Here is a 23511-nt window from a genome sequence, read left to right as displayed (position 1 = left end):
GAGTTCATCCCCTGTCAGGGTTTTTCGTGGTTTTGCTTTCGTCAAAGGACGGCCCAGAGTTTTAATTTCCTTTTTGGAGCCTTCAGTTTTTCAGCTCCGTTTATTCCATCAGTATATCCTGGGCGTAGGGATTTTTTTTAATATCAGTCCTGTACGATTTGGAAGGTAAAGTTTGAGCTGATGTCCGTTTTTGGGATTTCCACCAACCGGTTCTGTATAGTATAAAAGGCTCTGGTCTATCCGGTCGAAACCACCAAAATCCGGGGCGTCGGAATTGAGCAGTATTTTATATTTTCCGGGAGCAACAGGCACTCCATAGTCCGGGAATGAGGCCGATGGGTGAAAATTAAATACCATCAGAAAATCTCCACGATTAAAAACCAGGATTTTATCGTTTTCGTTGGCCAGATTAAGATAAACAGGTAATGGATCCAGTATTTTCTCCTGGTTAACCACCCTAATCATACTTTTGTCAAAAGCGTCCAGCCATTGGTATTTCAGTTTTTTGTCATCAGCCAGCCTCCACTGACGTCTAGCATATTTGTAGGACCAGTTATTCCCTTCTCTTGGAAAATCAATCCACTCCGGATGCCCAAATTCATTTCCCATAAAGTTCAGGTAACCGCCATTGGCAGTGGTAAGTGTAACCAATCTAACGAGTTTGTGGAGGGAAACGGCCCGATCGATAATCAGGTTGGGCGTCTCTTTGCTCATAAAATCATACATATCCTTATCTGCCAGACGAAAAATGAGGGTTTTATCTCCCACAAGGGCCTGGTCGTGCGATTCGGCGTAGGAAATGGTTCTTTCTTCGGGGCGATGCTGAGTGAGTTCATGAAAAATGGAGGTCATGTTCCAGGTTTCATCCGGTTGGTCTTTGATAAGTTTGATCCAAAAATCAGGTACACCCATGGACAGTCTGAAATTGAATCCCAAACCACCTTCTTCAGGAAGGGCTCCCACGCCGGGAAAACCACTCATCTCCTCAGCGATGGAAATGGCGTTGGGCTTGATCTGGTGGATGAGGTGGTTGGCCAGCATCAGGTAAACCAGTGCATTTCTGTCCTGGCTTCCGTCGAAATAATCGTTGTAGTTGGTAAATGCTTTTTCCAGTCCGTGATGCGTGTATAGCATACTGGTAACACCGTCGAACCGAAATCCGTCGAAATGAAACTCTTCTATCCAATATCGACAGTTCGAAAGCAGAAATGCCACAACCTCTCTCTTTCCATAATCGAAACATCTTGAATCCCAGGCCGTATGAAACCCCCGCGCTCCGGGGTAGAAGTACTGATCCAGAGTGCCATCGAAACGGCTGAGACCTTCCTCTTCATTTTTTACTGCGTGAGAATGCACAATATCCATTATCACTGCCATGCCCATTTCGTGAGCCCGGTTTACCAGTGTTCGCAACTCCTCCGGGGTGCCAAAACGGCTGCTGGGGGCAAAAAAATTGGAGACATGATAACCGAAACTACCATAGTATGGATGTTCCTGCACCGCCATCAGCTGTATTACATTGTAACCCGCTTCTTTAATCCGTGGAAGAACATTCTCAGTAAACTCCCGGTACGTCCCGACTTTTTCATCTTCCTGAGCCATGCCCACATGAGCTTCGTAAATGAGGGGGTGTTTAAATTTTGGATGAAATTTTTTGTCTTTCCATTCAAAAGATGTGTCCGGCTGCCAAACCTGTGCACTGAACAAAAGCGTTTGGGGGTCTTGAACAACTCTTCTGGCGTATGCAGGAATGCGAAAGCCTGAACCAAACTCCCATTCTAAGAAAAGTTTGTAATTATCGCCGTGTTTGAGGGTATTGGGCGGAAGGAATATTTCCCATATACCATGGTCTCTTTGCTGAAGACGGTAAGTGTCATTGGGTTTCCAGTCACAAAAATCGCCGATGAGGTATATGTCCGATGCATTGGGGGCCCATTCGCGAAAAACCCATCCTTCACTGTAGGGGTGGAGCCCAAAGAAGAGATGATTTCCCGAGAAGTTGATGATTCCGTCGTGCAAATCAACAAACTCTTCAAGGATGTCGTTGTATGCTGTCATTGTGGTTTCAATGGCTCCCTGGTATGGGGTAAGCCAACCGTCTTTATCAATTAAGGGTATTTTTTTCATAATCCTTGCTTTATCTTGCAATATAATATATTTGTGCGGAAAAGGGGAGGATGAAAAGGGTTAGAAATTGTTTATATTTTGTTTTGGAATGTTTAAGCCAAATCATTATTGTCCGGAGAAACTTATTTCTTGAAAAGAGATTGCTTCGTCTTGTTCGCAATGAGCCCTTCATCCCTCAATAAGCTTTAATGCCACGTCATTGCAAACGCAGTGGATCCATCTCAAGCTTTTGACCGGACGCCGACGATTCCAAAAATCTAAAACTTTAGCAGTGTCTTAAAAGATACCGTTTTCTTTTAGCCTTAAGATGTCTTCCGGGGTATCGACAGACCAACTTTCAAATTCGGTTTTTCGTGTGGAAATGACGTAGCCATTCTCAATCCAGCGCAATTGTTCCAGCGATTCCGCTTTTTCCAGTAACCCCTGTTCCAGCAGAGTTATTTCGCGCAACACATCGGTTCGGTAGGCATAGAGCCCTATGTGAATGAAGTATTGATGGTTTTTATGCCATTCTTCTTTGGGCATGTTTCTCAGATAGGGAATAGGAGACCGGCTGAAATAGAGGGCCTGCGAGTTTTTGTTGAGAACTACCTTGGGTTTGTTGGGGTCAAATAACTCCCCTTCACTTGTCAGTGGTTTTACAAGGGTTGCAATTTCGGTGTCGGTAATGTAAAAGCAGGAGGTGAGCTTTTCAATTTGTTCGGGCTGAATAAATGGTTCATCTCCCTGGATATTGATAACTACCTTGAAAGTCTGTTGGCTTCCTTCTTCCACCAAGTCAAGCGCCTCAGTGCATCGGTCTGTTCCGCTTTGGTGTTGGTCGGATGTCATGACCACGTTTCCGTTGAATGCTTTTACCGCGTTGTAGATTCTCTGGTCGTCGGTGGCCACCACCACGTTGGGCAAGACTTTTGATGTCTGCTCATATACCCTTTGAATCATGGTTGTTCCCCCGATATCTGCCAAAGGTTTTCCGGGAAATCTGGTGGAGGCATATCTTGCCGGAATTATTCCTAGAATATCGCTTTTTTTCATTATGTGTTTTATTAATAAGTTTTTCCGGACGATAATAATTTTAATGAATCAGAACGCAGGTAAAATTACTATTTTGTTTGCAGAATTTCTATTTTCGGAAGTTTGCAAATGGAAAAACAGATGAAGAATTGTAACTTTGTCAGTTGGAACTGAAAAAATAGCAGTTTAATATGGTCAATATTCAGCAAATCAAGCAAAGGTTTGGAATTATAGGTAACTCAGAAGCGCTTACCAGGGCTATTAATGTTGCCGTTCAGGTAGCGCCTACCGATTTGTCGGTGCTGATTACTGGAGAAAGTGGTACCGGAAAGGAATCTTTCCCCCAAATTATTCATCAGTATAGTGTTCGTAAGCATGGGGCTTATGTGGCGGTGAACTGTGGAGCCATTCCGGAAGGCACTATTGATTCGGAGTTGTTTGGTCATGAAAAGGGCGCTTTCACAGGGGCTTATTCCGACAGGAAAGGTTATTTCGAGGAGGCCAATGAAGGAACTATATTTTTGGACGAGATTGGTGAGTTACCGCTTGCCACACAGGTCCGTTTACTTCGTATTCTGGAAACCGGTGAGTTTATGCGTGTAGGCTCCTCCAGAATTCTGAAAACAAATGTGCGGGTAGTTGCCGCCACCAATGTAAATCTGGAAAAAGCAATTCAGGAGGGTCAGTTCAGAGAGGATTTGTTTTATCGTCTCAATTCCGTGCCTATCACCATTCCTCCTTTGCGCGACCGGGTGGAGGATATTTTCCTTTTGTTCCGCAAGTTTGCTTCCGATTTTGCCGATCGCTACCGAATGCCGTCTGTAAAGCTTGATGAGGGTGCCCGTGATATGCTGGAACGCTATCGTTGGCCAGGAAATATCAGGCAGCTGAAAAATATTACCGAGCAGATTTCCATTATTGAGAAAGAACGTGTGTTGACTGCCCGCGACATGGAAAAATATTTGCCCTATCATTCGGGCGATAACCTTCCTGCTGTTGTTGGAAACAAAGGATCCTCACAGGGAGCCGATTTCTCGAACGAAAGAGAAATTCTCTATAAAGTGCTCTTTGACATGAAGCGCGATATGAACGACCTTAAAAAATTGGTGCTGGAGATCATGCAACATGGCAATGATGTGAGTCTGAAAGGGGAAAATGCTGAAATTATTCAGAATCTCTATCATGAATCAGGTGAAGACCTCCATCAGGCAGCGCCTTTAATCAATAAAGGAGCTATGGTGCCTTTTAAAGGCGGCAGTCATCAATCTGCAGCTCCGGAAACTCATCATATTGAAGATACCGAGGAATTTATCGAAGAGTCGCTTTCGCTTGAAGACAAAGAGGTGGAACTGATTCAGAAAGCGCTGGAAAAGCACGGAGGAAAGAGAAAGAACGCTGCCAGGGAGCTGGGGATATCGGAACGTACCCTCTATAGAAAAATAAAAGAACATAACATTGACGGATAATGAAAAGTAGAATATTGAAAATAACGTTGGCGCCTTTTTTAATGATGTTGTTGCTCTGGATTCAAGGGTGTACTATTCAGATGACTTTTGATGGTGCCTCCATCCCTGAGAATGTAAATACAGCATCGGTTCAGCTGTTTGAGAATCGTGCGGCCTATGTTAATCCAGTTTTGAGTCAGACTTTTACAGAAGGTCTTAAAGATCGGATTATTAACGGATCCAGACTCACGTTGGCCGATGGAACCGGTGATGTTGATTTCTCAGGTGAAATAACCGGTTACGATACAGAACCGCTGGCCATTCAGGCAGATGCAATTTCTACCGAAACGCGGCTGACTGTGCGAATTAATGTGCGATATGAGAATTTTAAAGATCCGGAGAAAAGTTGGGAATCTTCGTTTTCTGCTTATCGTGATTTTCCCAGTGAGCAGAATATTACTGTCATTGAAGGAGAATTAGTCGATGAGATCGTTGAAGAATTGACTGAAAATATTTTTAACAAAGCTTTCGCCGACTGGTAAAAATTCTTCCTATGGCCCGTATGCGTTTGATTGATTATTTATCCCATCCTGAAAAACTGGACGAAAAATCTCTTGAGTCACTGAAAGAGGCGCTTGAGACATATCCATTTTTTCAGGCAGGCCGTATGCTATGGGTGAAAAATCTTCATCAACTTGACCATATTCGATACAACAATGAGTTAAAACTCTCTGCTGCATTTATCCCCGATCGGTCTAAATTGTTTTTTCTTGTTAATGATGACTTTTCTTCACTTTCGATTCCTGAACAAGTTGAAACTCCGCAGAAGGAAGTTGTAAAGCAGACACAAAAGACTTCATCGCATCAGGAAGAAAAAGATACCCGGGATACCGGGGGGACAACGGAAAACTCTGATTGGAAGGAAAATAATGACCGGGCTGAAGCAGATGATTCAGAAGCTCGCTCTGAAGGGGTTGTGGGCGCTGATGCCAATTATTTTGAGGTGGATGATTCGGTTACCACTTTGGCGGGCAAGCGGGTTGATTTTTCTCTGTCAAAGAACTGGGAAAATGAAGAGGTGACAGAGGCTGAGGAGGATGAGACTGCAGCTGAAGATTCCGGGTTGCCCTCCTCCGGAATGCTTGATTATGAGAAAGAGACCATCTCTTCTGCTTATTCGCTGGAGAAAGAAGTTGCTCCCGAACCAACTGATTTTTCCCAGGCCCATTCGTTTTCTGAATGGTTGGATTTGTTGAAGTTTCAATCAGCCGATTCGTCTAATGTAGAGAGTAAAAATACCCCCGAAGAGAAGAAAAAACCGGGGGGGATGGACCTGATTAATAATTTTCTAAAAAGTGCGGGGAGTCAGAAACGAATTGTACCTCAGGGGCCTGATGCAACACCCAATGAAGATTTTTCTGCCAGAAGCGCTCTGGAAAGTGATGATTTAATGACAGAAACACTGGCCGATATTCATATTAAGCAAAAAAGATATCAGAAAGCGGTTGAGATATTCGAGCGTTTGCGTTTGAAATATCCCGAAAAAAGTGTTTACTTTGCACGTCGTATAAAAGAGATGGAAGATCTTATTAATAATCAGTAATTAAGAAAGATATGTATCAGTTTGTTTCAGTTTTGGTGATTCTGGTCAGTATATTGTTGGTTTTGATTGTACTCGTTCAGAATTCCAAAGGTGGTGGTCTGGCCTCCAATTTTTCGGCCTCGAATCAGGTCATGGGCGTACGTAAAACGGCCGACTTCCTTGAAAAGGCTACCTGGACATTAGCCGGTAGTCTGTTGATTCTCGCTTTTGTTTCCGTTATGGTATTGCCGCGGGGTCAGATGCAATCAGGCGCTGCAATTGATGAAGAACTTCAAAATATGAATGTTCCTTCTCAGGAATTACCGGATTTTGGTATTGGTGGTGAAGAAACTACAACCGATGAAACTGCCGGCGATAGCTTGTAAGAAGTAATTTAGAAAAAAATGACAGAGTGTCAGCATTTGCTGACACTCTTTTTTTTGCTCTTTTTTTGAATAGAAAGGTTAGTTCTAAGTGGCTGAAATGCAGTGTCTGGTCTGTTTGTATTGTGGTGCTCAAATAGAGACGTTGGAGAGGTTTCCCGGAAAAAGGGCACAAGCAGGGTTGTTGTACAATGTAAAAATGTCTGTTTTTTTTGTCCCGGAGTAACCATCCGGGCTTTGGCATAGTTTGTGAATAAGAGCCAGCAGAATAATCAAATTGTTTAACGTCTAAATAAAATAAAAATGTCAACATTGAAAGGTAAAATTCTTGCCGGTAAGGTTTTGGTAAAACCACAGGCAGCCGAAGAAAAAACTTCAAGCGGAATTATCATTCCTGACTCAGCAAAAGAGAAGCCTCTGAAAGGCGAAATTGTACTGACAGGAGCAGATAAAAAAGACGAGCCTATGGAAGTAAAGCCCGGTGATGTGGTGCTGTACGGAAAGTACGCCGGAACTGAACTAAATATCGACGGTGAGGATTATTTGCTCATCTCACAATCCGACATTCTTTACATTGCTTAACACTGCAACTGATTTGTGCGTTATTGAAGCGCATGAGTAGACAGACAGAAATCAAAACATTAAAAATTTTAAGAATATGGCTAAAGAAATTAAATTTGATATTGATGCCCGCGAAAGACTCCAGAAAGGAATCGATCAGCTTGCAAATGCTGTAAAAGTAACACTCGGCCCCAGAGGTCGTAATGTTGTTATTGATAAAAAATACGGAGCACCTCAGATAACCAAGGATGGTGTAACAGTTGCCAAAGAAATTGACCTTTCTGAGTCTTATGCCAACCTGGGTGCTCAGATGGTGAAAGAAGTGGCTTCTAAAACCGGTGATGATGCCGGTGATGGTACTACTACTGCAACTGTTTTGGCGCAGTCTATCGTTAAGGTAGGATTGAAAAACGTGACGGCAGGTGCTAACCCAATGGAACTGAAACGTGGAATAGACCTCGCTGTTGCAAAGGTGGTTGAAAATATTCGCAAGCAGGCCAGAGTGGTTGGTGAAGACAATAGCAAAATTGAGCAGGTTGCCCGTATTTCGGCTAACAACGACCAGGAAATTGGTCGCCTGATTGCTGAAGCCATGGAAAAAGTGGGGCACGAAGGTGTTATCACCGTAGAAGAGGCCAAAGGTATTGAAACAACTGTTGAGGTTGTGGAAGGTATGCAGTTTGATCGTGGTTACATCTCTCCTTATTTTGTGACCAATACCGAGAAAATGCAGGCTGAGTTGGATAATCCTTACATTTTGATCCACGACAAGAAAATCAGCACCATGAAGGACCTTTTGCCTGTGCTGGAGCAAACTGCTCAGTCGGGGCGTCCTTTGTTGATTATCTCTGAAGATGTGGACGGTGAAGCTCTGGCTACCCTGGTGGTAAACCGTTTGAGAGGTTCGTTGAAAGTGGCTGCTGTGAAAGCTCCCGGTTTTGGCGACCGTCGTAAGGAAATGCTTCAGGACATCGCAGTATTAACAGGTGGAACCGTTATCTCGGAAGAGACCGGTCTGAAACTTGAAAATGCAACCATTGAGATGCTTGGACAAGCAGAAAAGGTTACCATTGATAAAGAAAATACAACCGTTGTGAATGGTCTTGGTGATAAGGATGCTATCAATCAGAGAGCTCAGCAAATCAAAGCACAGATTGCCAACACTACTTCCGACTATGACAAAGAGAAGCTTCAGGAGCGTCTGGCCAAACTGGCTGGTGGTGTTGCAGTTCTTTATGTGGGTGCTGCTTCCGAAGTGGAAATGAAAGAGAAGAAGGACCGCGTGGATGATGCTTTAAGTGCTACCCGTGCAGCCGTTGAAGAAGGCATTGTTCCTGGTGGTGGTGTGGCTTATATTCGCGCCATTGCTGACCTGGAAAAATTGAAGGGTGAGAATGATGATCAGACTACGGGTGTGGAGATTGTGAAGCGTGCTATTGAGGAGCCTTTGCGTCAGATTGTGGCCAACGCCGGTAAAGAAGGTGCTGTCGTTGTACAGAAGGTAAAAGAAGGCAAAGATGCTTTTGGCTATAATGCGCGCATTGATGAGTACCAGGATTTCTTTGAATCAGGAGTGATTGATCCCGCCAAAGTTACCCGTGTGGCTCTGGAAAATGCCGCTTCTATCGCCGGAATGTTCCTGACTACAGAGTGTGTCTTGGTTGAAGAGAAAGAAGATGAGTCTGCTCATATGCCTAATCCCGGAATGGGTGGTGGCATGCCGGGCATGATGTAATCATAGCAGGCTACTGTCTGTCAAATAAACAAAAAGGGTGCTTTGCGGCACCCTTTTTTGTTTTCATTGATTGGCTGAGGAAACTTAAATTGAGAGGCAAGATTGCTTCGTTTCACCCGCAATGAACTGTGTCTTGGGAATACCCACCCCCCCTCAACCCTTAAAATCTTATGTTTGTATGTCGTTGGGAGTGGCTACGCCAAAAATTCTGGGGATAATGTATTTTTGACAGAATTGTCCCGTCCCCGAAGGGGGCAAACTCGAATAACCACTGAGTTTTTAGGCTGGGGAATGCTAGCCCATGAGTCTGTTGGTTTTTTTCAAGGAGATGTGAATCAATTTTTTTGCTATTGGCTGTTTGTGGTGAAATTCAGGAAATCAATTCCCGGGCTTCGGGATACAATTCATCTAATCTCTACCGATCTATTTTATACCAATCGACAAAAGCTTTTAGTCCGTCCTCAAGTTTCACTTGTGGTTGGTAACCTAAAAGTTTTTGTGCTTTACTGATGTCTGCGTAGGTAATATCCACATCGCCCGGCTGCATGGGGAATCGTTCAATTTTTGGTTGGGTGCCGGTGGCCTCCGTGATTTTTTCCACCAGATTGTTCAACGAAATAGGATGATTGTTTCCTAGATTAATGGTTTCAAATACATTGTTATTGGTCATCAGGTAATCTGCCGCACTGCAAATGCCAGACACCGTGTCACTGATAAATGTATAATCACGTGAGGTAGAGCCATCGCCAAACAGGGTAAGCGGCGTGCCTTCAAACATCATTTTTGTAAACTTGTGTATGGCAAGGTCTGGGCGTTGACGAGGGCCGTAAACAGTGAAGAAACGCATGTTGATGACATCCAGGTTGTAGAGATGATGCCACGTATGGTTGAGTAATTCGCATGATTTTTTTGAGAAAGCATAGGGCGAAATCGGATTGTCCACATTCAGTTTTTCGTGCCAGGGTGTTTGCGAATTGTTTCCGTAAACTGATGAAGAACTGGCAAAAGCCATTTTTTTGATGTGGTACTTCTCCATGGCACTCAGAATCACTCTGGTGGTGGTTATGTTGTTCTCAATATAGCTTTGAGGGTCCTGAATACTTGGCCTAACCCCGGCTTTCCCGGCAAGGTGAATAACAATGTCCGCACCTTTGGAAAAGATCTTGTCGGTTGCTTCCTCATCTGTCAGATCGGTTTCAAAAAAGGAAAATGATGGGTGGTTAATAAACCCTGATAGATTGGAGCGTTTTATTTCCGGGTCGTAAAAAGGGTCGAAATTGTCAATTCCGGTAACCTGATGACCTTTTTTCAGCAATTCTTCGGTTAGGTGTGATCCTATAAACCCGGCACAACCGGTAACAATAATTTTATACATAGTTCTCTGGTTTTCAAACCTGCTATTTTAACCCAATTTATTGCCAATTTCAAGGGGAAGGACGGTTTTATTTTTTCAACGGCTATAAATCTTTGGTGAGTAATCGAATTTCGATGTTAAAAAGTAGATTGAGATTTAGGTTAAAACTGAAATTGAGGCTGAGATTGAGGTTAAGTATGAGCTGACCACTTAACCTCTGATTTATCTTCCTGTTGTTATCACATTGTAATTACAAGCAGATGATAATTAATCCATTTTAAATCCAGATGAGAGGGGTACAACTCTCTTATAATAAAAACTTCGCGTCATGGCGTCTCTGCGTTAAAGCTTTTTTTATCGGACTATTGAATTACAATCGATTGAAAAAGGGTTGCTTGTATGTTTTTTAGTCGTTTGCTTTCCTCGCAAACCAGCTTTAACTCTGCGGATAAAAGTGGCGGATCAGAGTCCGCCACACCTGAAAACTACTGCCATTTGCCCCCGCGACTGGTCTTCTTTTTCTTCCATTTTTTGTTTCCCGTCTCCTCCTTAATGTTTCCCTTGTGAGGTTTTTTAGGGGCTATCATGGAGACTTCCCAACCATATTGTTTTATTTGTGGTTATGCGATAATATTTGAATATCTTTGCAGCCTGAAACCGAGATAGTCATTTTTCTTAGTAATAGCTATCTTTGAGTGGAAAGCAGAGTGCTTTCGATAGGATTATAGAAAAATAGTTTTTCATATATGGATCACATTAGGAACTTTTGCATTATTGCCCATATCGATCATGGTAAGAGTACGTTGGCAGACAGATTGCTGGAGCGAACCAAAACTGTTTCGGACAGGGATTTGCTTGAGCAGACGCTGGACAGCATGGATTTGGAGCGGGAGCGTGGCATTACGATAAAAAGTCATGCCATCCAGATGCAATACCCCAAAGCTGATAAAGTTTACACGTTAAATCTGATTGATACGCCCGGACACGTGGATTTTTCTTATGAAGTTTCCCGGTCAATCGCTGCCTGCGAAGGTGCTTTGCTAATCGTAGATGCCACTCAGGGTATTCAGGCCCAGACTATTAGTAATCTTTATCAGGCCGTGGATCATGATCTGACGATTATTCCTGTTCTCAATAAAATGGATATGGACAGTGCAATGCCCGAGGAAGTAGAAGATCAAATTATTGATTTAATTGGTTGCGAAAGGAGTGAAATTATTCGGGCCAGCGGAAAAACAGGCATGGGCTCTGAAGAGATTCTTGAGGCCATTGTTGAACGTATTGCCCCACCTGTCGGCGATCCAAAGGCCCCTCTGCAGGCACTGATTTTCGACTCAGTATTTAATAGTTTTAGAGGCATTATCGCTTATTTCAAAGTGGTAAACGGAGAAATCAGAAAAGGCGATAAAGTTAAGTTCTTTAATACCGGAAAACAATATGAAGCAGATGAGATTGGTGTTCTGAAACTGGGAATGATTCCCCACAAAGTTCTGAAGACAGGAGATGTGGGGTATATAATTTCCGGAATTAAAACCAGTAAGGAGGTGAAAGTGGGGGATACCATTACCCATGTTGCTCGTCCTTGTGATAAAGCGATTTCTGGTTTTGAGGAGGTGAAGCCCATGGTGTTTGCCGGGCTTTATCCCATCGATACGGAGGATTATGAGGATCTTCGTACTGCAATTGAGAAACTGCAGCTGAATGACGCCTCTCTTACCTTTCAGCCTGAATCCTCTGTGGCTTTGGGATTTGGATTTCGTTGCGGTTTTCTGGGGATGCTCCACATGGAGATTGTCCAGGAGCGACTGGACCGGGAATTTGATATGGATGTTATAACCACTGTTCCTAACGTGCCTTACAAGGTTCATACAAGGCAAGGAGAGATTGTTGAAGTTCATAATCCATCAGGCCTTCCTGAACCTACTTTGATTGATCATGTGGAGGAACCGTTTATCAGAGCTCAGATAATTACTCATGCTGATTATATTGGCCCTGTTATGGGTTTGTGCCTTGGCAAACGTGGAGAGATGGTCAATCAGCATTATATTACTGCCGGCCGTGTGGAACTGAGTTATGATATGCCGCTTGCTGAGATCGTTTTCGATTTCTACGATAAGCTGAAAAGTATTTCCAAGGGATATGCTTCTTTTGATTATCACACTACCGGATACCGCACTTCCAAATTGGTTCGCCTCGATATTTTATTGAATGGTGAACCGGTGGATGCTCTTTCCACGTTGACTCACGTCGATAATGCCTATCCTTTTGGCCGCCGATTGTGTGAAAAACTGAAAGAATTAATTCCCCGCCAGCAATTTGATGTGGCTATTCAGGCTGCTATTGGCGCGAAAATTATTGCTCGGGAGACTGTAAAAGCGCTTAGAAAAGATGTTACAGCCAAGTGTTATGGAGGAGACATCAGTCGAAAACGTAAACTTCTGGAGAAACAGAAGAAGGGTAAAAAACGTATGAAGCAGGTTGGAAACGTTGAAGTTCCACAAAAAGCTTTCTTGTCAATATTGAAACTGGATTAAAAAAATCATATTGAAAAAAAAAAAACCGGCCTGTTATCAAGTCGGTTTTTTTTATGATGAATATTTAAAACCGGGCTACAACAAAAATTCCCGGTCCGTAATACACGAAGTGTACCGAACCGGTGATTTTTTGAAATATCCCGACCAGAGAAGACTTTAAAGAACCAGTTTGTATCCTTTGCCGTGAACGTTGATAATTTCAACGGCAGGCTCATCCTTGAGGTGTTTTCTCAGCTTGGTGATGTAAACGTCCATGCTTCGGGCGTTGAAGTAATTGTCGTCCACCCAGATGGTTTTCAATGCAAAATTACGCTCCAGCACTTTATTGGCGTTATTGCAAAGCAACTTCAGCAATTCCGATTCTTTGGTGGTCAGTTTTACAACTTTGTCACCATCGATTAATTGCTGTTTTTGAGTATCGAACTTGAATTTTCCGAGCTGGAATACTTCCTGGTTGGCCAATCCGCCTTTGGTACGACGAAGAATTGCTTCGATGCGGAACAAAAGCTCTTCCATACTGAAGGGCTTGGCGATGTAATCGTCAGCACCAATTTTAAATCCCTGAAAGATGTCTTCTTTCATTGATTTTGCAGTGAGGAAGATGATGGGTACATCGGTGTTGACCATTCTGATTTCCTTGGCCAGCGTAAAGCCATCTTTTTTAGGCATCATCACATCAAAAATACAAACATCGTATTTTTTGTTCATGAATGCGTCGTAACCCTGCTCGCCATCCGGCATGAGATCGGTTTCATAGCCTTTGGCCTCGAGATATTCACGAAGCAGCATACCTAAGTTCTCATCGTCTTCGGTCAGGAGAATTTTATATTCTTTTTCCATTCCTTGGTACTTTTAAAAGGTAAAAATATTTCAAATTTAGTGCCTGAATTCAGTTCACTCTCAACGTTTATGGTGCCGCCATGGTCTTCTACAATTTTTTTAACATAGGCCAGACCAAGACCAAAACCCTTCACGTTGTGTATATTTCCGGTGGGTACCCGGTAAAACTTTTCAAAGATACGTTTTAAATTCTCTTTTGAAATACCCAATCCGTTATCTTGTATCGATATTACAATGCCTCCTTTGGGACGGTTCCATGTTTTTACATGAAATATGGGTTTTCCACGCCTGTATTTTAGCGCATTGTCCAGTAAATTGTGAATGACATTGGTGAAATGGACTTCATCCACATAAGCTGTTGGATTTTTTGCATCCAGTTTTTCTAAAATCTGACCGTCTTTGTTTTCTACTTTCAGTTTAAAATTATTGGTTACAGTTGCAATCAGTTCGTTAATGTTAACTTTCTTAATCTTTAAACTGCCACTTCCTTTTTCAAAGATAGCCATTTGCAGGACTTTTTCAACCTGAAATCCAAGTCTTTTGCTTTCGTCCTGTATGACACTTGATATATGTTTCAGACTACCAGGGCTTTTGGCGATTGAAGCATCTTTTAACATTTGTGATGCCAATGAGATAGTGGATATGGGTGTCTTAAATTCATGGGTCATGTTATTGATGAAATCGTTTTTGATTTCATCCAATCGTTTTTGCTTAACAATAATAACAATTGTAAGGATAGAAGCCAAAACCATGATGAGTGTGAATACGGCGCTGGGCAATACCATTCCCATGGAATCCATGATGTAATTGGGCCGTTGCGGAAAATAGAGTTGGATATGGTTGGCTTTGGGATGCAGGTCGTTGGGAAATAGGTATTTCTGGTAAAATACATTTGCCTCATTTTCATCGAAGCCTGTTGTGGAAGCCACCCGGTTTCCACGCGAGTCTACAATAGAAAACTCATAGGGGAGTTTTATCCCCCGTTCCTCGAATTCTTTTACCAGGAATGCATCTACCAATTCGCGATCTATGCGCTGACTTATGGGAACATCATCAAAGAGATCTTTAAGCAGGCGCCTTCGTTGTTCCTCCATTTTGTTGCGAAAATGAATCTGAATATTATTGAAAGCTGTGGCAAGAGGATCGGCTGCTTCTGAATTATTGTAAATTAGTGGTGTCGTTTCCCTGTAAGAGAAAACCAGTGAATCCTTCTTATAGGTCGAAAGCTCAGTATCCATTTTTGAGCCCTGGACGAAAAAATCGAAAGTGATGTCCAGTTGCGGTATTTCTTCGGACTGGAGGTTGTTTCTTTTTCCGGAAAAGTACTTGTTTTCTTTTCTCAGGTTTTCAGGTAGTTTATTGGTAGGATTGAGTCTTAGTTTGGCTCCCAGCCGTGAAGTTTCATTAATTTCAAGTCGCGATATTACTTGATCCATGGTTTGCCTCACGGTTTGATCGAAATGCTCTTCCTTGATTTTGGTGGCATTCTTTATCCAAAGGGTTTGGATGTAAATCAGCCCCGAAAGTGTAAACGCAATAATGACGGTTAATACATAAATGAATCTCCTACTCATATTACAAAAATAACGGGTTGTTTGGGATTTTCCTTTTGATTAACATTAATTAACTCTATGTATTGATTTTCAGTTAATAAAGGTTTTCAGAATTTGAATAATCCTCATCGAAGAGGTCCCGGGTTTCCACATTTTCAAGTGCTTCGTTGGCCGCTTTTTGTTCTGCTTCTTTTTTAGAATTTCCTGTTCCCTGTCCCGAAACCTGATTTTGAATAATGACTTTAGCTATAAAAAACGGGCCGTTTTCTTTTGGGGCGGGGTATTCTTCGGTAATAAATTGCACGGGGCATTTGTTCTTTTGTCCCCATTCAATAAGGATAGACTTAAAATTTGTGTCGTTTTCAACAATCTGTTGCAGATCCAAATATCGGGTAAGGATACGGTTTCTTACAAATTTCCTGGCACTGCCATATCCCTTGTCTAAAAATACGGCTCCAATAATGGCTTCAAGCGCATCGCCCAAAATATGGGTTTGAGAAATATCGCCGGGTGGATGAAACTTAATCCAACGGTTTAAGCCCATACTCAAAGCTATTTGGTTGAGGTTGACGCGACTCACGATACGTGAACGGGTTTTTGTCAGGAAACCTTCGTCTTCACTGGGGAAGAGTGTGTAAAGTTCCTGGGCTACAATAGCCCCAAGGATTGCATCTCCAAGATATTCAAGCCGTTCGTTATTGTACGGTTCATAGGAGGTCTTCCGTCTAAGAACGGATTTATGAACCAAAGCCTGGCGGTAAAGTTCAGTTTTTCCCGGACGGATTCCGGTGATTGAATTTATAAATCTATAAAACTTCCTTCCCTGGCGGGAAAAAAGTTTTATAGATTTGAAAAGTGGTATAAACACAGCCTAATCTAATGCTTTGAATACCACACATGCATTGTGACCTCCAAAGCCGAATGTGTTCGACATGGCCACTTTTACTTCTCTCTTCTGTGCTTTATTGGGCGTCAGATTGAGTTTTGAATCAATCTCAGGATCTAACTCAAATTGATTAATGGTCGGAGGAATAATACTGTTTTTAATAGCCAGAATCGATGCAATGGCTTCAATAGCTCCGGTAGCTCCCAGAAGGTGCCCGGTCATCGATTTAGTGGCGCTGATATTCAGCTTATACGCGTGATCTCCAAAAAGCCTTTGAATGGCTAATGGTTCAGCGATGTCTCCCAATGGGGTGGATGTACCATGAACATTGATGTAATCAACCTCTTCGAGTTTGATATTACCATCTTTAAGTGCATTTTCCATTACTCTCTGAGCGCCTTTCCCTTCTGGATGAGGAGCTGTGATGTGGTGGGCATCGGCAGTCATACCGCTACCAACCAATTCGCAATAGATTTTGGCACCGCGTTTTACCGCATGTTCGTATTCTTCTATTACCAGGGCACCAGCGCCTTCACCCATAACAAAGCCGTCCCGGCCTTTATCAAACGGACGTGAGGCAGTGGTCGGGTCATCGTTACGTGTCGAAATTGCCTGCATGGCATTAAAACCACCTACACCAGCTTCATTGATTGCAGCTTCTGAACCACCTGTAATAAACATTTCTGCTTTCCCCAGGCGAATGAGATCAAAAGCGCTGCCAATGGCATGCGATGCTGAGGCACAAGCCGATACCGTTCCGTAGTTGGGACCCCGAAATCCATACTTCATTGAAATATGACCTGCTGCAATGTCAGAGATCATTTTCGGAATAAAGAAAGGATTAAAACGGGGAACTTCGTTGTTTTTAACGAATCCACGGGTTTCGTCGAGGAAGGTGATGATGCCACCAATACCTGCCCCCCAGATGACGCCTGCCATATCCTGGTCTATGGTCTGGAGGTCAATACCGGCATCCTGGTATGCCTGCTCAGCCGCAATTACTGCAAACTGAGCAAACATATCCATTTTTCTTGCCTCTTTACGATCGAAGTAATCGGTTGCTTTGTAGTCTTTAACCTCGCAAGCAAATTGTGTTTTAAATTGGGTGGCGTCAAATCGAGTAATGGGTGCAGCACCACTTACTCCTTGAACCAGGTTGTTCCAATACTCATCGATGGTTTTCCCAATCGGGGTAATGGCGCCCATCCCTGTAACTACTACTCTTTTTAACTCCATAACTGCTTTTAAAGTATAACTCTACTTTTTTGACTAATTACTTTGCATTTTCTTCAATGTAAGCAATGGCGTCACCCACTGTACCGATGTTTTCTGCCTGATCATCAGGAATTGCGATGTTGAATTCTTTTTCGAATTCCATGATCAGCTCTACAGTGTCAAGAGAGTCAGCACCGAGGTCGTTGGTGAAACTGGCTTCGTTAGTGACTTCTGTTTCGTCAACGCCCAACTTGTCTACAATAATTGCCTTAACTCTTGATGCAATGTCTGACATAGCTTTAAATTTTTAGTTAATAATTGAAAATTTGGTTTTAAAACAACTGTGCAAAGAAAAAGATTTGCCTAAAATAAATCAAATATTCCTTGAAGGAAATTAGTTTTCAGGACTCTTTTTTCTAATTTTGAAAGGGCAAAAATACTAATTTTTTACAAGATAAAAATTTGATAATGAAGAATATTGTTCTTTTTGCTTCGGGGTCAGGTACCAACGCGGAAAATATTGCACTTTTTTTTCGGAACATACCTAATATGGAAGTTTCGTATATTTTCTCCAATCGTTCGAATGCAGGGGTGCTTAACCGGGCTAAAAAGCTTAATATAAGAACTTTTGTGTTCGATCGCAAGATGCTTTTTGAGTCAGATGAGGTGCTGAATCAACTTTCTGAGATTTCGCCTGATCTGATAGTTTTGGCCGGTTTTCTATGGTTGATCCCTGAAAAATTGATTAAAGCATTTCCCAATCGCATTGTAAATATTCATCCGGCTCTACTCCCTCATTATGGGGGGAAAGGGATGTTTGGTGACCGGGTTCATCAGGCAGTTATTGATAATGGGGAAAAAGAATCTGGTATTACCATTCATTACGTGAACGAAAAATACGATGATGGCAATATTATCTTTCAGGGAAAATGTCCGGTTGAAGCGCAAGATACTCCTGAAACACTGGCTGCCAAAGTTCATGAGTTGGAGTATGAGCATTACCCGCGCATCATAAAACAACTTTTAGAGAATCAATAGGCTCCTTTTTCGCTTGCATATAACCCGTTGTCAGGCTGTCCAGTTCTTCCTTCCATGGTTGGATGTATTGTAAATATTTTTCCATCTTTTCTTCATGAATGGGCTCTACCGGCGGTGCTTCCATCTTGAGGGGATCCATTGGCCGACCGTTTTTGTAAACTCTGAAGTCAAGGTGAGGTCCGGTAGCCAGTCCGGTTCTTCCCACATAGCCAATTAGCTGGCCCTGGGTCACTAATATTCCTTTTTTGATGCCTTTTGCAAAGCCTGAAAGGTGCATGTAAACAGTAGTATAGATGCTGTTGTGTTTAATTTTGATGTAATTGCCACCTCCTTTGGTGTCCCATTTTCTGTGGGTTATCCGGCCATCTCCCAGTGCATAAACGGGCGTTCCTGTTGGTGCTGCATAGTCTATTCCACGGTGGGGACGGCGAATTTTCAATACCGGATGCAGCCTGCTGTTGCTAAAACGGCTGCTTATTCTGGAAAACTTAAGCGGGGCTTTTAAAAAGGCTTTTCGTAAACTGGCACCTTCTTCATCGAAAAAACTCATAATGCTGTCTTGCTCATAGCGGAAGGCGTAGTAAGGTTCTTTTCGATGATTGAAATAGGCTGCGTGAACTTCTCCGATTCCGATGGAAACACTGTCTACGTATTCTTCATCATAAATGACTGTGAAGTGATCGCCTTTCTCAATGCCGAAAAAATCCACTGTCCAGGCAAAAATATCTGAGAGGTCAAATGCCAAGTTGGGGTTGAGATTATTATCGTTGATGGTATTCCATAAAGACGATTCGATGACCCCGGTTGTGGTTTTTCTTTTCGAAATGACCTCTTTCTCGTCCCTGTAAACCAGAGTATCCCCCTTTAGCGACATCACCAGATACTCGATGGGGTCAATTTCATAAACGAACCACTCCGGGGTCTTAATGGAGTCCTGTTTTGTAGAGAAAACGGTGTATTTATTTCCTGTTTTCATTCTTCTGACATCAAATATTTCTTTCGATGCAATGGCCAGATTGTGGATGATTGAATATTCTACATCGTAGGAAGAAAGGAGAGATGCCAGATTTTGAGCATATTGTATGTGTCCTGATTCTATGATGAAAGAATCCTTTTCGATTCCATAAAGGGTTTCAGGAGGAGAGGGCGGTGGCATAACTACCATGTCCAGGCTGTCGGGCAAACCCGATGGATCCGGAGTCTGCAGGCCACTGAAATGGCGATAGCACCATAGTGTTGAGAATGTCAGGAGGACAAGAATAATAATTCCGACGATGTATTTTTTTTGCATTGAAGAATAAATTTTTTAACCCTGTTAACCGGGAAGTTAATGTAGTCAGGTTTAGATTACTTCATTTTTATTGCTGGTGTTGCAGTTGGTGTGGATGCATCCGAAACCATTCAGGGAAGCAATCTACTTCCTTTAATTCCGACTGTCAAGATCCAAAAATTGTGCCTGATAAGTTGTTAAACGTTTCTTTTTAATGAAAGTTTTATTAAGTGTGTAAAGACCCGGCATTGGCAAGGCAGTGAAGCAATCCTGTTCTCAAAAACCGACACCAGAGAGAGTCGATAACCAAAAAGTTTCACTGGTCTTATAAATCCAGGTCAGCTTTGCTACAATGCCATTTTCTTATGCTACACATGCTCAAAATTCCGTTAGGTTTTTACAAATAAGTGATGATTAATTCATTCCAAAACCGGGCGGTCGTATTGCAACTTGCTCATAATAAAGTTTTTGTGGCGCATTATCTCTGCTTCAGGGTTTTTCTGACAGACTATGATAGCCTGAAAGAAGGGTTATTACAACTCTGCTTCAATTTCACTGATTGGTTTCTTTCTTTTTTCTCTGATTTTTAATCGGTCGTATCCCTCTCCAAAAATCCCCATCACATTACCCATGGTTATAAAAGCCTCGGGATCCACACTTTTGATAATGCGAAACAGGATGGAGGATTCCTTTTTGCGGGCAAAAACCATCAGTACTTTTATCTCTTCACCCGTGTAACCGCCAACTGCAGGAATAATGGTCAATCCTTTCTTTCCCGTATAGATAATTTGCTCTGCTAATTCTTTGTGTTTTCTGGAAAAAATAAAGAACTGAACTGTTTGTGTATTACCCGATATCACCAAATCCACCGTGTAGGCTATAACGGCCATTGTCATAAAACCATAAACCATTGTTTCGATGGAGCCAAAAATGGGATAGGCTGATAAAATAATTATGGCATCCATGGACAACAACAACCGGCCCATGCTGATATTGTTGTATTTATTGATGATTCGGGCGATGATGTCGGTTCCTCCTGCACTTCCGCCGTTAGAAAATATTAATCCGCCGCCGATTCCACTCATGATGCCGCCCGAAACTGCTGCCATCATCCGTTCAGATACCAGTGGTTCGGTAAACACGTTGCTGAAAAATGAAAGAAACCCTGCAAAGACTACGACACTGTAAACAGACTTTATTCCAAAGGAGGCTCCGATGGTTTTTATGGCCAGCAACAATAAGCCAACGTTGATTATCAGACTGCTCATTCCCACATCAATGTCGAATAGGAAGAACAGGATACTTGAGATACCTGTCAGTCCTCCTCCCACAATTTCGCTGGGGATGATAAAACCGGTCCACCCAATGGCCCCCATTGCCAGCCCGGCGGTGATTATTAAATAGGATTTTATTTCTCTCCAGAGGTAGTCTCGCTTCATATTACAATTAAAAAAGAATGCTTCCGGAAAAGGGCTTCCTTGCCCGGAGCAACTTTTTATGGTTTAGGAAATTATTATTGGCGGGTTAATAATTTAAGTATTGAAGAGTTTGCTTCGTTCGTTTCCCTGTTGGATGAGAAATTTTCATAACAAATAAAAATCAAATACTTAACAGCTGGCCTCCCTTCGGGAACCAATTCATTTGCCCTGTTTACCCCGGGTTATTCAGGTTTGCCTCCACGGGGACGAATTAAACTCTTGTGATTTTAAATGATAAGAAAACAGTTCTTTTCTTATCCTACAACAATATTAATTATTTTTCCGGGGACAACAATTACTTTGCGAACGGTTTTTCCCTCAGTCCATTTCGCTGCTATCTCGTGAGCCAGGGCAGTTTTTTCAATTTCTTCCTTAGTGGCGTCTGCCGACATCTCAAGTTTGAAACGCATTTTTCCGTTGAATGACACCGGATAAATCACGCTGTCATCCTTGAGAAACTTTTCTTCAGCTTTGGGCCATTGGGCATCAACAATAGAGGTGGTGTGCCCCATCAGGTGCCATAACTCTTCAGCCATGTGGGGTGCAAAGGGTGTCAATAACACCGACAAGGGTTCCAAAATAGCTTTTTTATGGCATTTAAGGTCGCTTAGGTCATTGACGCAAATCATGAATGCACTCACACAGGTATTGAACGAGAAACGTTCGATGTCATCCGAAATCTTAACAATGGTGCGATGCAGTGCTTTTAATTCGTCTTTGGATGGCTCTTCGTTAGTTACTGCAAGGTTCCCATCCCGGTCCGTGAACAAACGCCAGATTTTTCTGAGAAATTTGTGAACTCCGTCAATTCCGTTGGTGTCCCAGGGTTTGGACTGCTCCAGTGGGCCCAGAAACATTTCGTACAGACGAAGTGTGTCGGCGCCGTAATGCTCAATGATGTCGTCGGGGTTGACCACATTAAACATCGATTTCGACATCTTCTCCACTGCCCATCCACACACATACTTTTCGCCCTCTTCAAGGATAAATTCGGCATTTTTGTATTCAGGGTTCCAGTTTTTGAAAGCTTCAATATCCAGAGTATCATTCTGAACAATGTTCACATCGACATGAATTGGCGTAACATCGTAATCTTTTATAAGGTTGTACGAAACAAACTTGTTGCTTCCCTTGATTCTGTAAACAAAGTTGGAACGTCCCTGAATCATACCCTGGTTCACCAGTTTGCGGAAAGGTTCATCTTTGCAAATTTCTCCCAGATCGAACAGGAATTTATTCCAGAACCGGCTGTAAATGAGGTGACCTGTTGCATGTTCAGTTCCTCCGATGTACAGATCCACATCCTGCCAGTAGTTGTTTGCCTCGGGACTGACAAGCATTTTGGTGTTTTGCGGATCCATATAGCGCAAATAATAAGCTGATGAGCCTGCAAATCCGGGCATGGTATTCAGTTCAAGCGGATAACCTTCTTTAGTTTTCCAGTTTTTGGCCCGGCCCAAAGGAGGCTCTCCCTGCTCTGTGGGAAGATATTTATCTACATCGGGCAACTCCAGCGGCAACTTCGACTCGTCAAGCGTGTAGGGCATACCGTCTTTGTAATATACAGGAAAGGGTTCGCCCCAATAGCGCTGACGGCTAAATATGGCATCGCGCAAACGGTAGTTGACTTTAACTTCGCCAATGCCCTTTTCTTTTGTATATACTTTGGTTTTTTCGATGGCTTCGGGTACGTTGAGGCCGTTAATGAATCCTGAGTTGATCAGGTAACCTTCTTTTGAATCGATGGAATCGTTCCATTTGCTGGTGTCAGCAGGTTCTTCGCCATGCGGAACCACTACCTGAACTACAGGCAGGTCGAACGTGCGTGCAAAGGCAAAGTCGCGGCTGTCGTGAGCCGGTACAGCCATAATGGCTCCGGTTCCGTATCCTGCCAATACGTAATCGCTGACCCATACAGGAACTTCTTCCTTAGTTAATGGATTGATGGCATAAGCGCCGGTAAAAGCACCGGTCATCTTTTTTACTTCTGACATTCGCTCCCGCTCGGTGCGCTTTTTGGCTTCAGTAATATACCTGGCTACTTCTTCTTTTTGTTCGGGGGTAACCACCTGTTCAACCAACTCGCTTTCGGGCGCCAGCACCATAAAAGTGACTCCGAAAACTGTGTCAGCACGGGTGGTGAATATCTTCATTGTAACATTAGAATCTTTTACAGGGAAGACCATTTCAGCACCTTCCGAACGGCCAATCCAGTTTTTCTGAATTTCTTTGAGTGATTCTGTCCAGTCGATGTTGTCCAGTCCTTTTAACAAGCGTTCCGCATAAGCAGATACGCGAAGTGCCCACTGGCGCATCACTTTTTGCTCAACGGGATGCCCACCACGTAATGAAACACCTTCTTTAACTTCATCATTGGCCAGGACGGTTCCCAACGCAGGGCACCAGTTCACCAAGGTGTCGGCCAGATAAGCGATGCGGTAATTAAGTAACGTTTCCTGCTGCTTTTTTTCGCTCAATGTTTTCCACTCTTCTGCG

General features: G+C 42.8%; 19 protein-coding genes. 8 read left to right on the top strand and 11 right to left on the bottom strand.

The features are described from left to right. Positions 1-108: 108 nt before the first annotated feature. A complete protein-coding gene (locus tag QZZ43_RS14620) occupies positions 109-2127 on the bottom strand; it encodes an alpha amylase C-terminal domain-containing protein (RefSeq protein ID WP_291860940.1) in 2019 nt (672 codons plus the stop codon). Positions 2128-2403: 276 nt separating this feature from the next. After that, positions 2404-3162: a 3-deoxy-manno-octulosonate cytidylyltransferase gene (kdsB, locus tag QZZ43_RS14615; RefSeq protein WP_291860938.1), complete on the bottom strand. Its 759-nt coding sequence runs from the start codon at positions 3160-3162 to the stop codon at positions 2404-2406. A 170-nt stretch (positions 3163-3332) separates the two neighbouring features. Here kdsB and QZZ43_RS14610 point away from each other — a divergent pair, with 170 nt between their 5' ends. The 6 genes from QZZ43_RS14610 to groL all read left to right on the top strand — a co-directional run bounded on the left by QZZ43_RS14610 (position 3333) and on the right by groL (position 8847). Next, complete coding sequence (locus tag QZZ43_RS14610) at positions 3333-4607, top strand: sigma-54-dependent Fis family transcriptional regulator (RefSeq protein ID WP_291860936.1); 1275 nt, start codon at positions 3333-3335, stop codon at positions 4605-4607. After that, positions 4607-5128: an LptE family protein gene (locus QZZ43_RS14605; protein WP_291860933.1), complete on the top strand. Its 522-nt coding sequence runs from the start codon at positions 4607-4609 to the stop codon at positions 5126-5128. Before QZZ43_RS14610 ends, QZZ43_RS14605 begins: the two co-directional genes overlap by 1 nt. Before the next feature lie 11 nt (positions 5129-5139). Next, the gene (locus QZZ43_RS14600) at positions 5140-6189 is read left to right on the top strand and encodes a tetratricopeptide repeat protein (protein WP_291860930.1); all 1050 of its coding nucleotides are present in this window, start codon (positions 5140-5142) and stop codon (positions 6187-6189) included. 11 nt (positions 6190-6200) lie between these two features. Further along, on the top strand, positions 6201-6554 hold the full coding sequence (secG, locus tag QZZ43_RS14595) for a preprotein translocase subunit SecG (RefSeq protein WP_291860927.1): 354 nt from the start codon (positions 6201-6203) through the stop codon (positions 6552-6554). Between the two features lie 300 nt (positions 6555-6854). Continuing rightward, positions 6855-7133, top strand: coding sequence for a co-chaperone GroES (groES, locus tag QZZ43_RS14590; protein ID WP_367221609.1), 279 nt, complete (start codon positions 6855-6857; stop codon positions 7131-7133). A 76-nt stretch (positions 7134-7209) separates the two neighbouring features. After that, positions 7210-8847, top strand: a complete 1638-nt coding sequence (gene groL, locus QZZ43_RS14585) for a chaperonin GroEL (RefSeq protein WP_291860924.1) — start codon at positions 7210-7212, stop codon at positions 8845-8847. Positions 8848-9262: 415 nt separating this feature from the next. Here groL and QZZ43_RS14580 read toward each other — a convergent pair whose 3' ends face one another. Continuing rightward, complete coding sequence (locus QZZ43_RS14580) at positions 9263-10222, bottom strand: GDP-mannose 4,6-dehydratase (protein WP_291860921.1); 960 nt, start codon at positions 10220-10222, stop codon at positions 9263-9265. Positions 10223-10947: 725 nt separating this feature from the next. Between QZZ43_RS14580 and lepA the strand changes: the two genes are divergently transcribed. Continuing rightward, positions 10948-12735: a translation elongation factor 4 gene (lepA, locus tag QZZ43_RS14575; RefSeq protein WP_291860917.1), complete on the top strand. Its 1788-nt coding sequence runs from the start codon at positions 10948-10950 to the stop codon at positions 12733-12735. Between the two features lie 156 nt (positions 12736-12891). On the opposite strand, the gene QZZ43_RS14570 is transcribed toward lepA, so the two are convergent. From QZZ43_RS14570 to QZZ43_RS14550, 5 genes are all read right to left on the bottom strand, one after another. After that, the gene (locus tag QZZ43_RS14570) at positions 12892-13575 is read right to left on the bottom strand and encodes a response regulator transcription factor (protein WP_291860914.1); all 684 of its coding nucleotides are present in this window, start codon (positions 13573-13575) and stop codon (positions 12892-12894) included. Beyond that, positions 13548-15149 carry a sensor histidine kinase KdpD gene (locus QZZ43_RS14565; protein WP_291860911.1) on the bottom strand — a complete coding sequence of 534 codons (1602 nt, stop codon included), beginning with the start codon at positions 15147-15149 and terminating at the stop codon, positions 13548-13550. The genes QZZ43_RS14570 and QZZ43_RS14565 overlap by 28 nt, the downstream gene beginning before the upstream one ends. Positions 15150-15222: 73 nt before the next feature. Further along, positions 15223-15996 (bottom strand): ribonuclease III, encoded by a 774-nt coding sequence (gene rnc / locus QZZ43_RS14560; RefSeq protein WP_291860908.1) that lies wholly within the window; start codon positions 15994-15996, stop codon positions 15223-15225. Between the two features lie 3 nt (positions 15997-15999). Continuing rightward, a complete protein-coding gene (gene fabF / locus QZZ43_RS14555; RefSeq protein WP_291860906.1) occupies positions 16000-17250 on the bottom strand; it encodes a beta-ketoacyl-ACP synthase II in 1251 nt (416 codons plus the stop codon). Between the two features lie 37 nt (positions 17251-17287). Further along, positions 17288-17524, bottom strand: a complete 237-nt coding sequence (locus tag QZZ43_RS14550; protein ID WP_010421658.1) for an acyl carrier protein — start codon at positions 17522-17524, stop codon at positions 17288-17290. Between the two features lie 173 nt (positions 17525-17697). Between QZZ43_RS14550 and QZZ43_RS14545 the strand changes: the two genes are divergently transcribed. Beyond that, positions 17698-18267 carry a phosphoribosylglycinamide formyltransferase gene (locus QZZ43_RS14545; RefSeq protein ID WP_291860896.1) on the top strand — a complete coding sequence of 190 codons (570 nt, stop codon included), beginning with the start codon at positions 17698-17700 and terminating at the stop codon, positions 18265-18267. Here QZZ43_RS14545 and QZZ43_RS14540 read toward each other — a convergent pair. The 3 genes from QZZ43_RS14540 to leuS all read right to left on the bottom strand — a co-directional run. Continuing rightward, entirely contained in the window at positions 18239-19558 is a 1320-nt protein-coding gene (locus QZZ43_RS14540) for a peptidoglycan DD-metalloendopeptidase family protein (protein WP_291860893.1), read from the bottom strand. The genes QZZ43_RS14545 and QZZ43_RS14540 overlap by 29 nt on opposite strands. 512 nt (positions 19559-20070) lie before the next feature. Continuing rightward, positions 20071-20976: a YitT family protein gene (locus QZZ43_RS14535; RefSeq protein WP_291860891.1), complete on the bottom strand. Its 906-nt coding sequence runs from the start codon at positions 20974-20976 to the stop codon at positions 20071-20073. Positions 20977-21269: 293 nt separating this feature from the next. Further along, positions 21270-23511, bottom strand: a 2242-nt coding sequence (gene leuS / locus QZZ43_RS14530; protein ID WP_291860888.1) for a leucine--tRNA ligase, incomplete at its 5' end; no start/stop codon positions are given.

It is taken from the genome of Marinilabilia sp. (assembly GCF_016278715.1).
Classification (GTDB): Bacteria; Bacteroidota; Bacteroidia; order Bacteroidales; family Marinilabiliaceae; genus Marinilabilia.
This window is presented reverse-complemented; position numbering and strand designations above follow the sequence as displayed.

Coding starts and splice junctions, on each gene's coding strand:
- QZZ43_RS14570 (WP_291860914.1), bottom strand. CDS start 13,575: ATGGAAAAAGAATATAAAATTCTCCTGACCGAAGACGATGAGAACTTA.
- QZZ43_RS14605 (WP_291860933.1), top strand. CDS start 4,607: ATGAAAAGTAGAATATTGAAAATAACGTTGGCGCCTTTTTTAATGATG.
- fabF (WP_291860906.1), bottom strand. CDS start 17,250: ATGGAGTTAAAAAGAGTAGTAGTTACAGGGATGGGCGCCATTACCCCG.
- groES (WP_367221609.1), top strand. CDS start 6,855: ATGTCAACATTGAAAGGTAAAATTCTTGCCGGTAAGGTTTTGGTAAAA.
- QZZ43_RS14565 (WP_291860911.1), bottom strand. CDS start 15,149: ATGAGTAGGAGATTCATTTATGTATTAACCGTCATTATTGCGTTTACA.
- QZZ43_RS14580 (WP_291860921.1), bottom strand. CDS start 10,222: ATGTATAAAATTATTGTTACCGGTTGTGCCGGGTTTATAGGATCACAC.
- QZZ43_RS14620 (WP_291860940.1), bottom strand. CDS start 2,127: ATGAAAAAAATACCCTTAATTGATAAAGACGGTTGGCTTACCCCATAC.
- QZZ43_RS14610 (WP_291860936.1), top strand. CDS start 3,333: ATGGTCAATATTCAGCAAATCAAGCAAAGGTTTGGAATTATAGGTAAC.
- secG (WP_291860927.1), top strand. CDS start 6,201: ATGTATCAGTTTGTTTCAGTTTTGGTGATTCTGGTCAGTATATTGTTG.
- QZZ43_RS14535 (WP_291860891.1), bottom strand. CDS start 20,976: ATGAAGCGAGACTACCTCTGGAGAGAAATAAAATCCTATTTAATAATC.
- QZZ43_RS14550 (WP_010421658.1), bottom strand. CDS start 17,524: ATGTCAGACATTGCATCAAGAGTTAAGGCAATTATTGTAGACAAGTTG.
- lepA (WP_291860917.1), top strand. CDS start 10,948: ATGGATCACATTAGGAACTTTTGCATTATTGCCCATATCGATCATGGT.
- QZZ43_RS14600 (WP_291860930.1), top strand. CDS start 5,140: ATGGCCCGTATGCGTTTGATTGATTATTTATCCCATCCTGAAAAACTG.
- groL (WP_291860924.1), top strand. CDS start 7,210: ATGGCTAAAGAAATTAAATTTGATATTGATGCCCGCGAAAGACTCCAG.
- QZZ43_RS14540 (WP_291860893.1), bottom strand. CDS start 19,558: ATGCAAAAAAAATACATCGTCGGAATTATTATTCTTGTCCTCCTGACA.
- QZZ43_RS14545 (WP_291860896.1), top strand. CDS start 17,698: ATGAAGAATATTGTTCTTTTTGCTTCGGGGTCAGGTACCAACGCGGAA.
- kdsB (WP_291860938.1), bottom strand. CDS start 3,162: ATGAAAAAAAGCGATATTCTAGGAATAATTCCGGCAAGATATGCCTCC.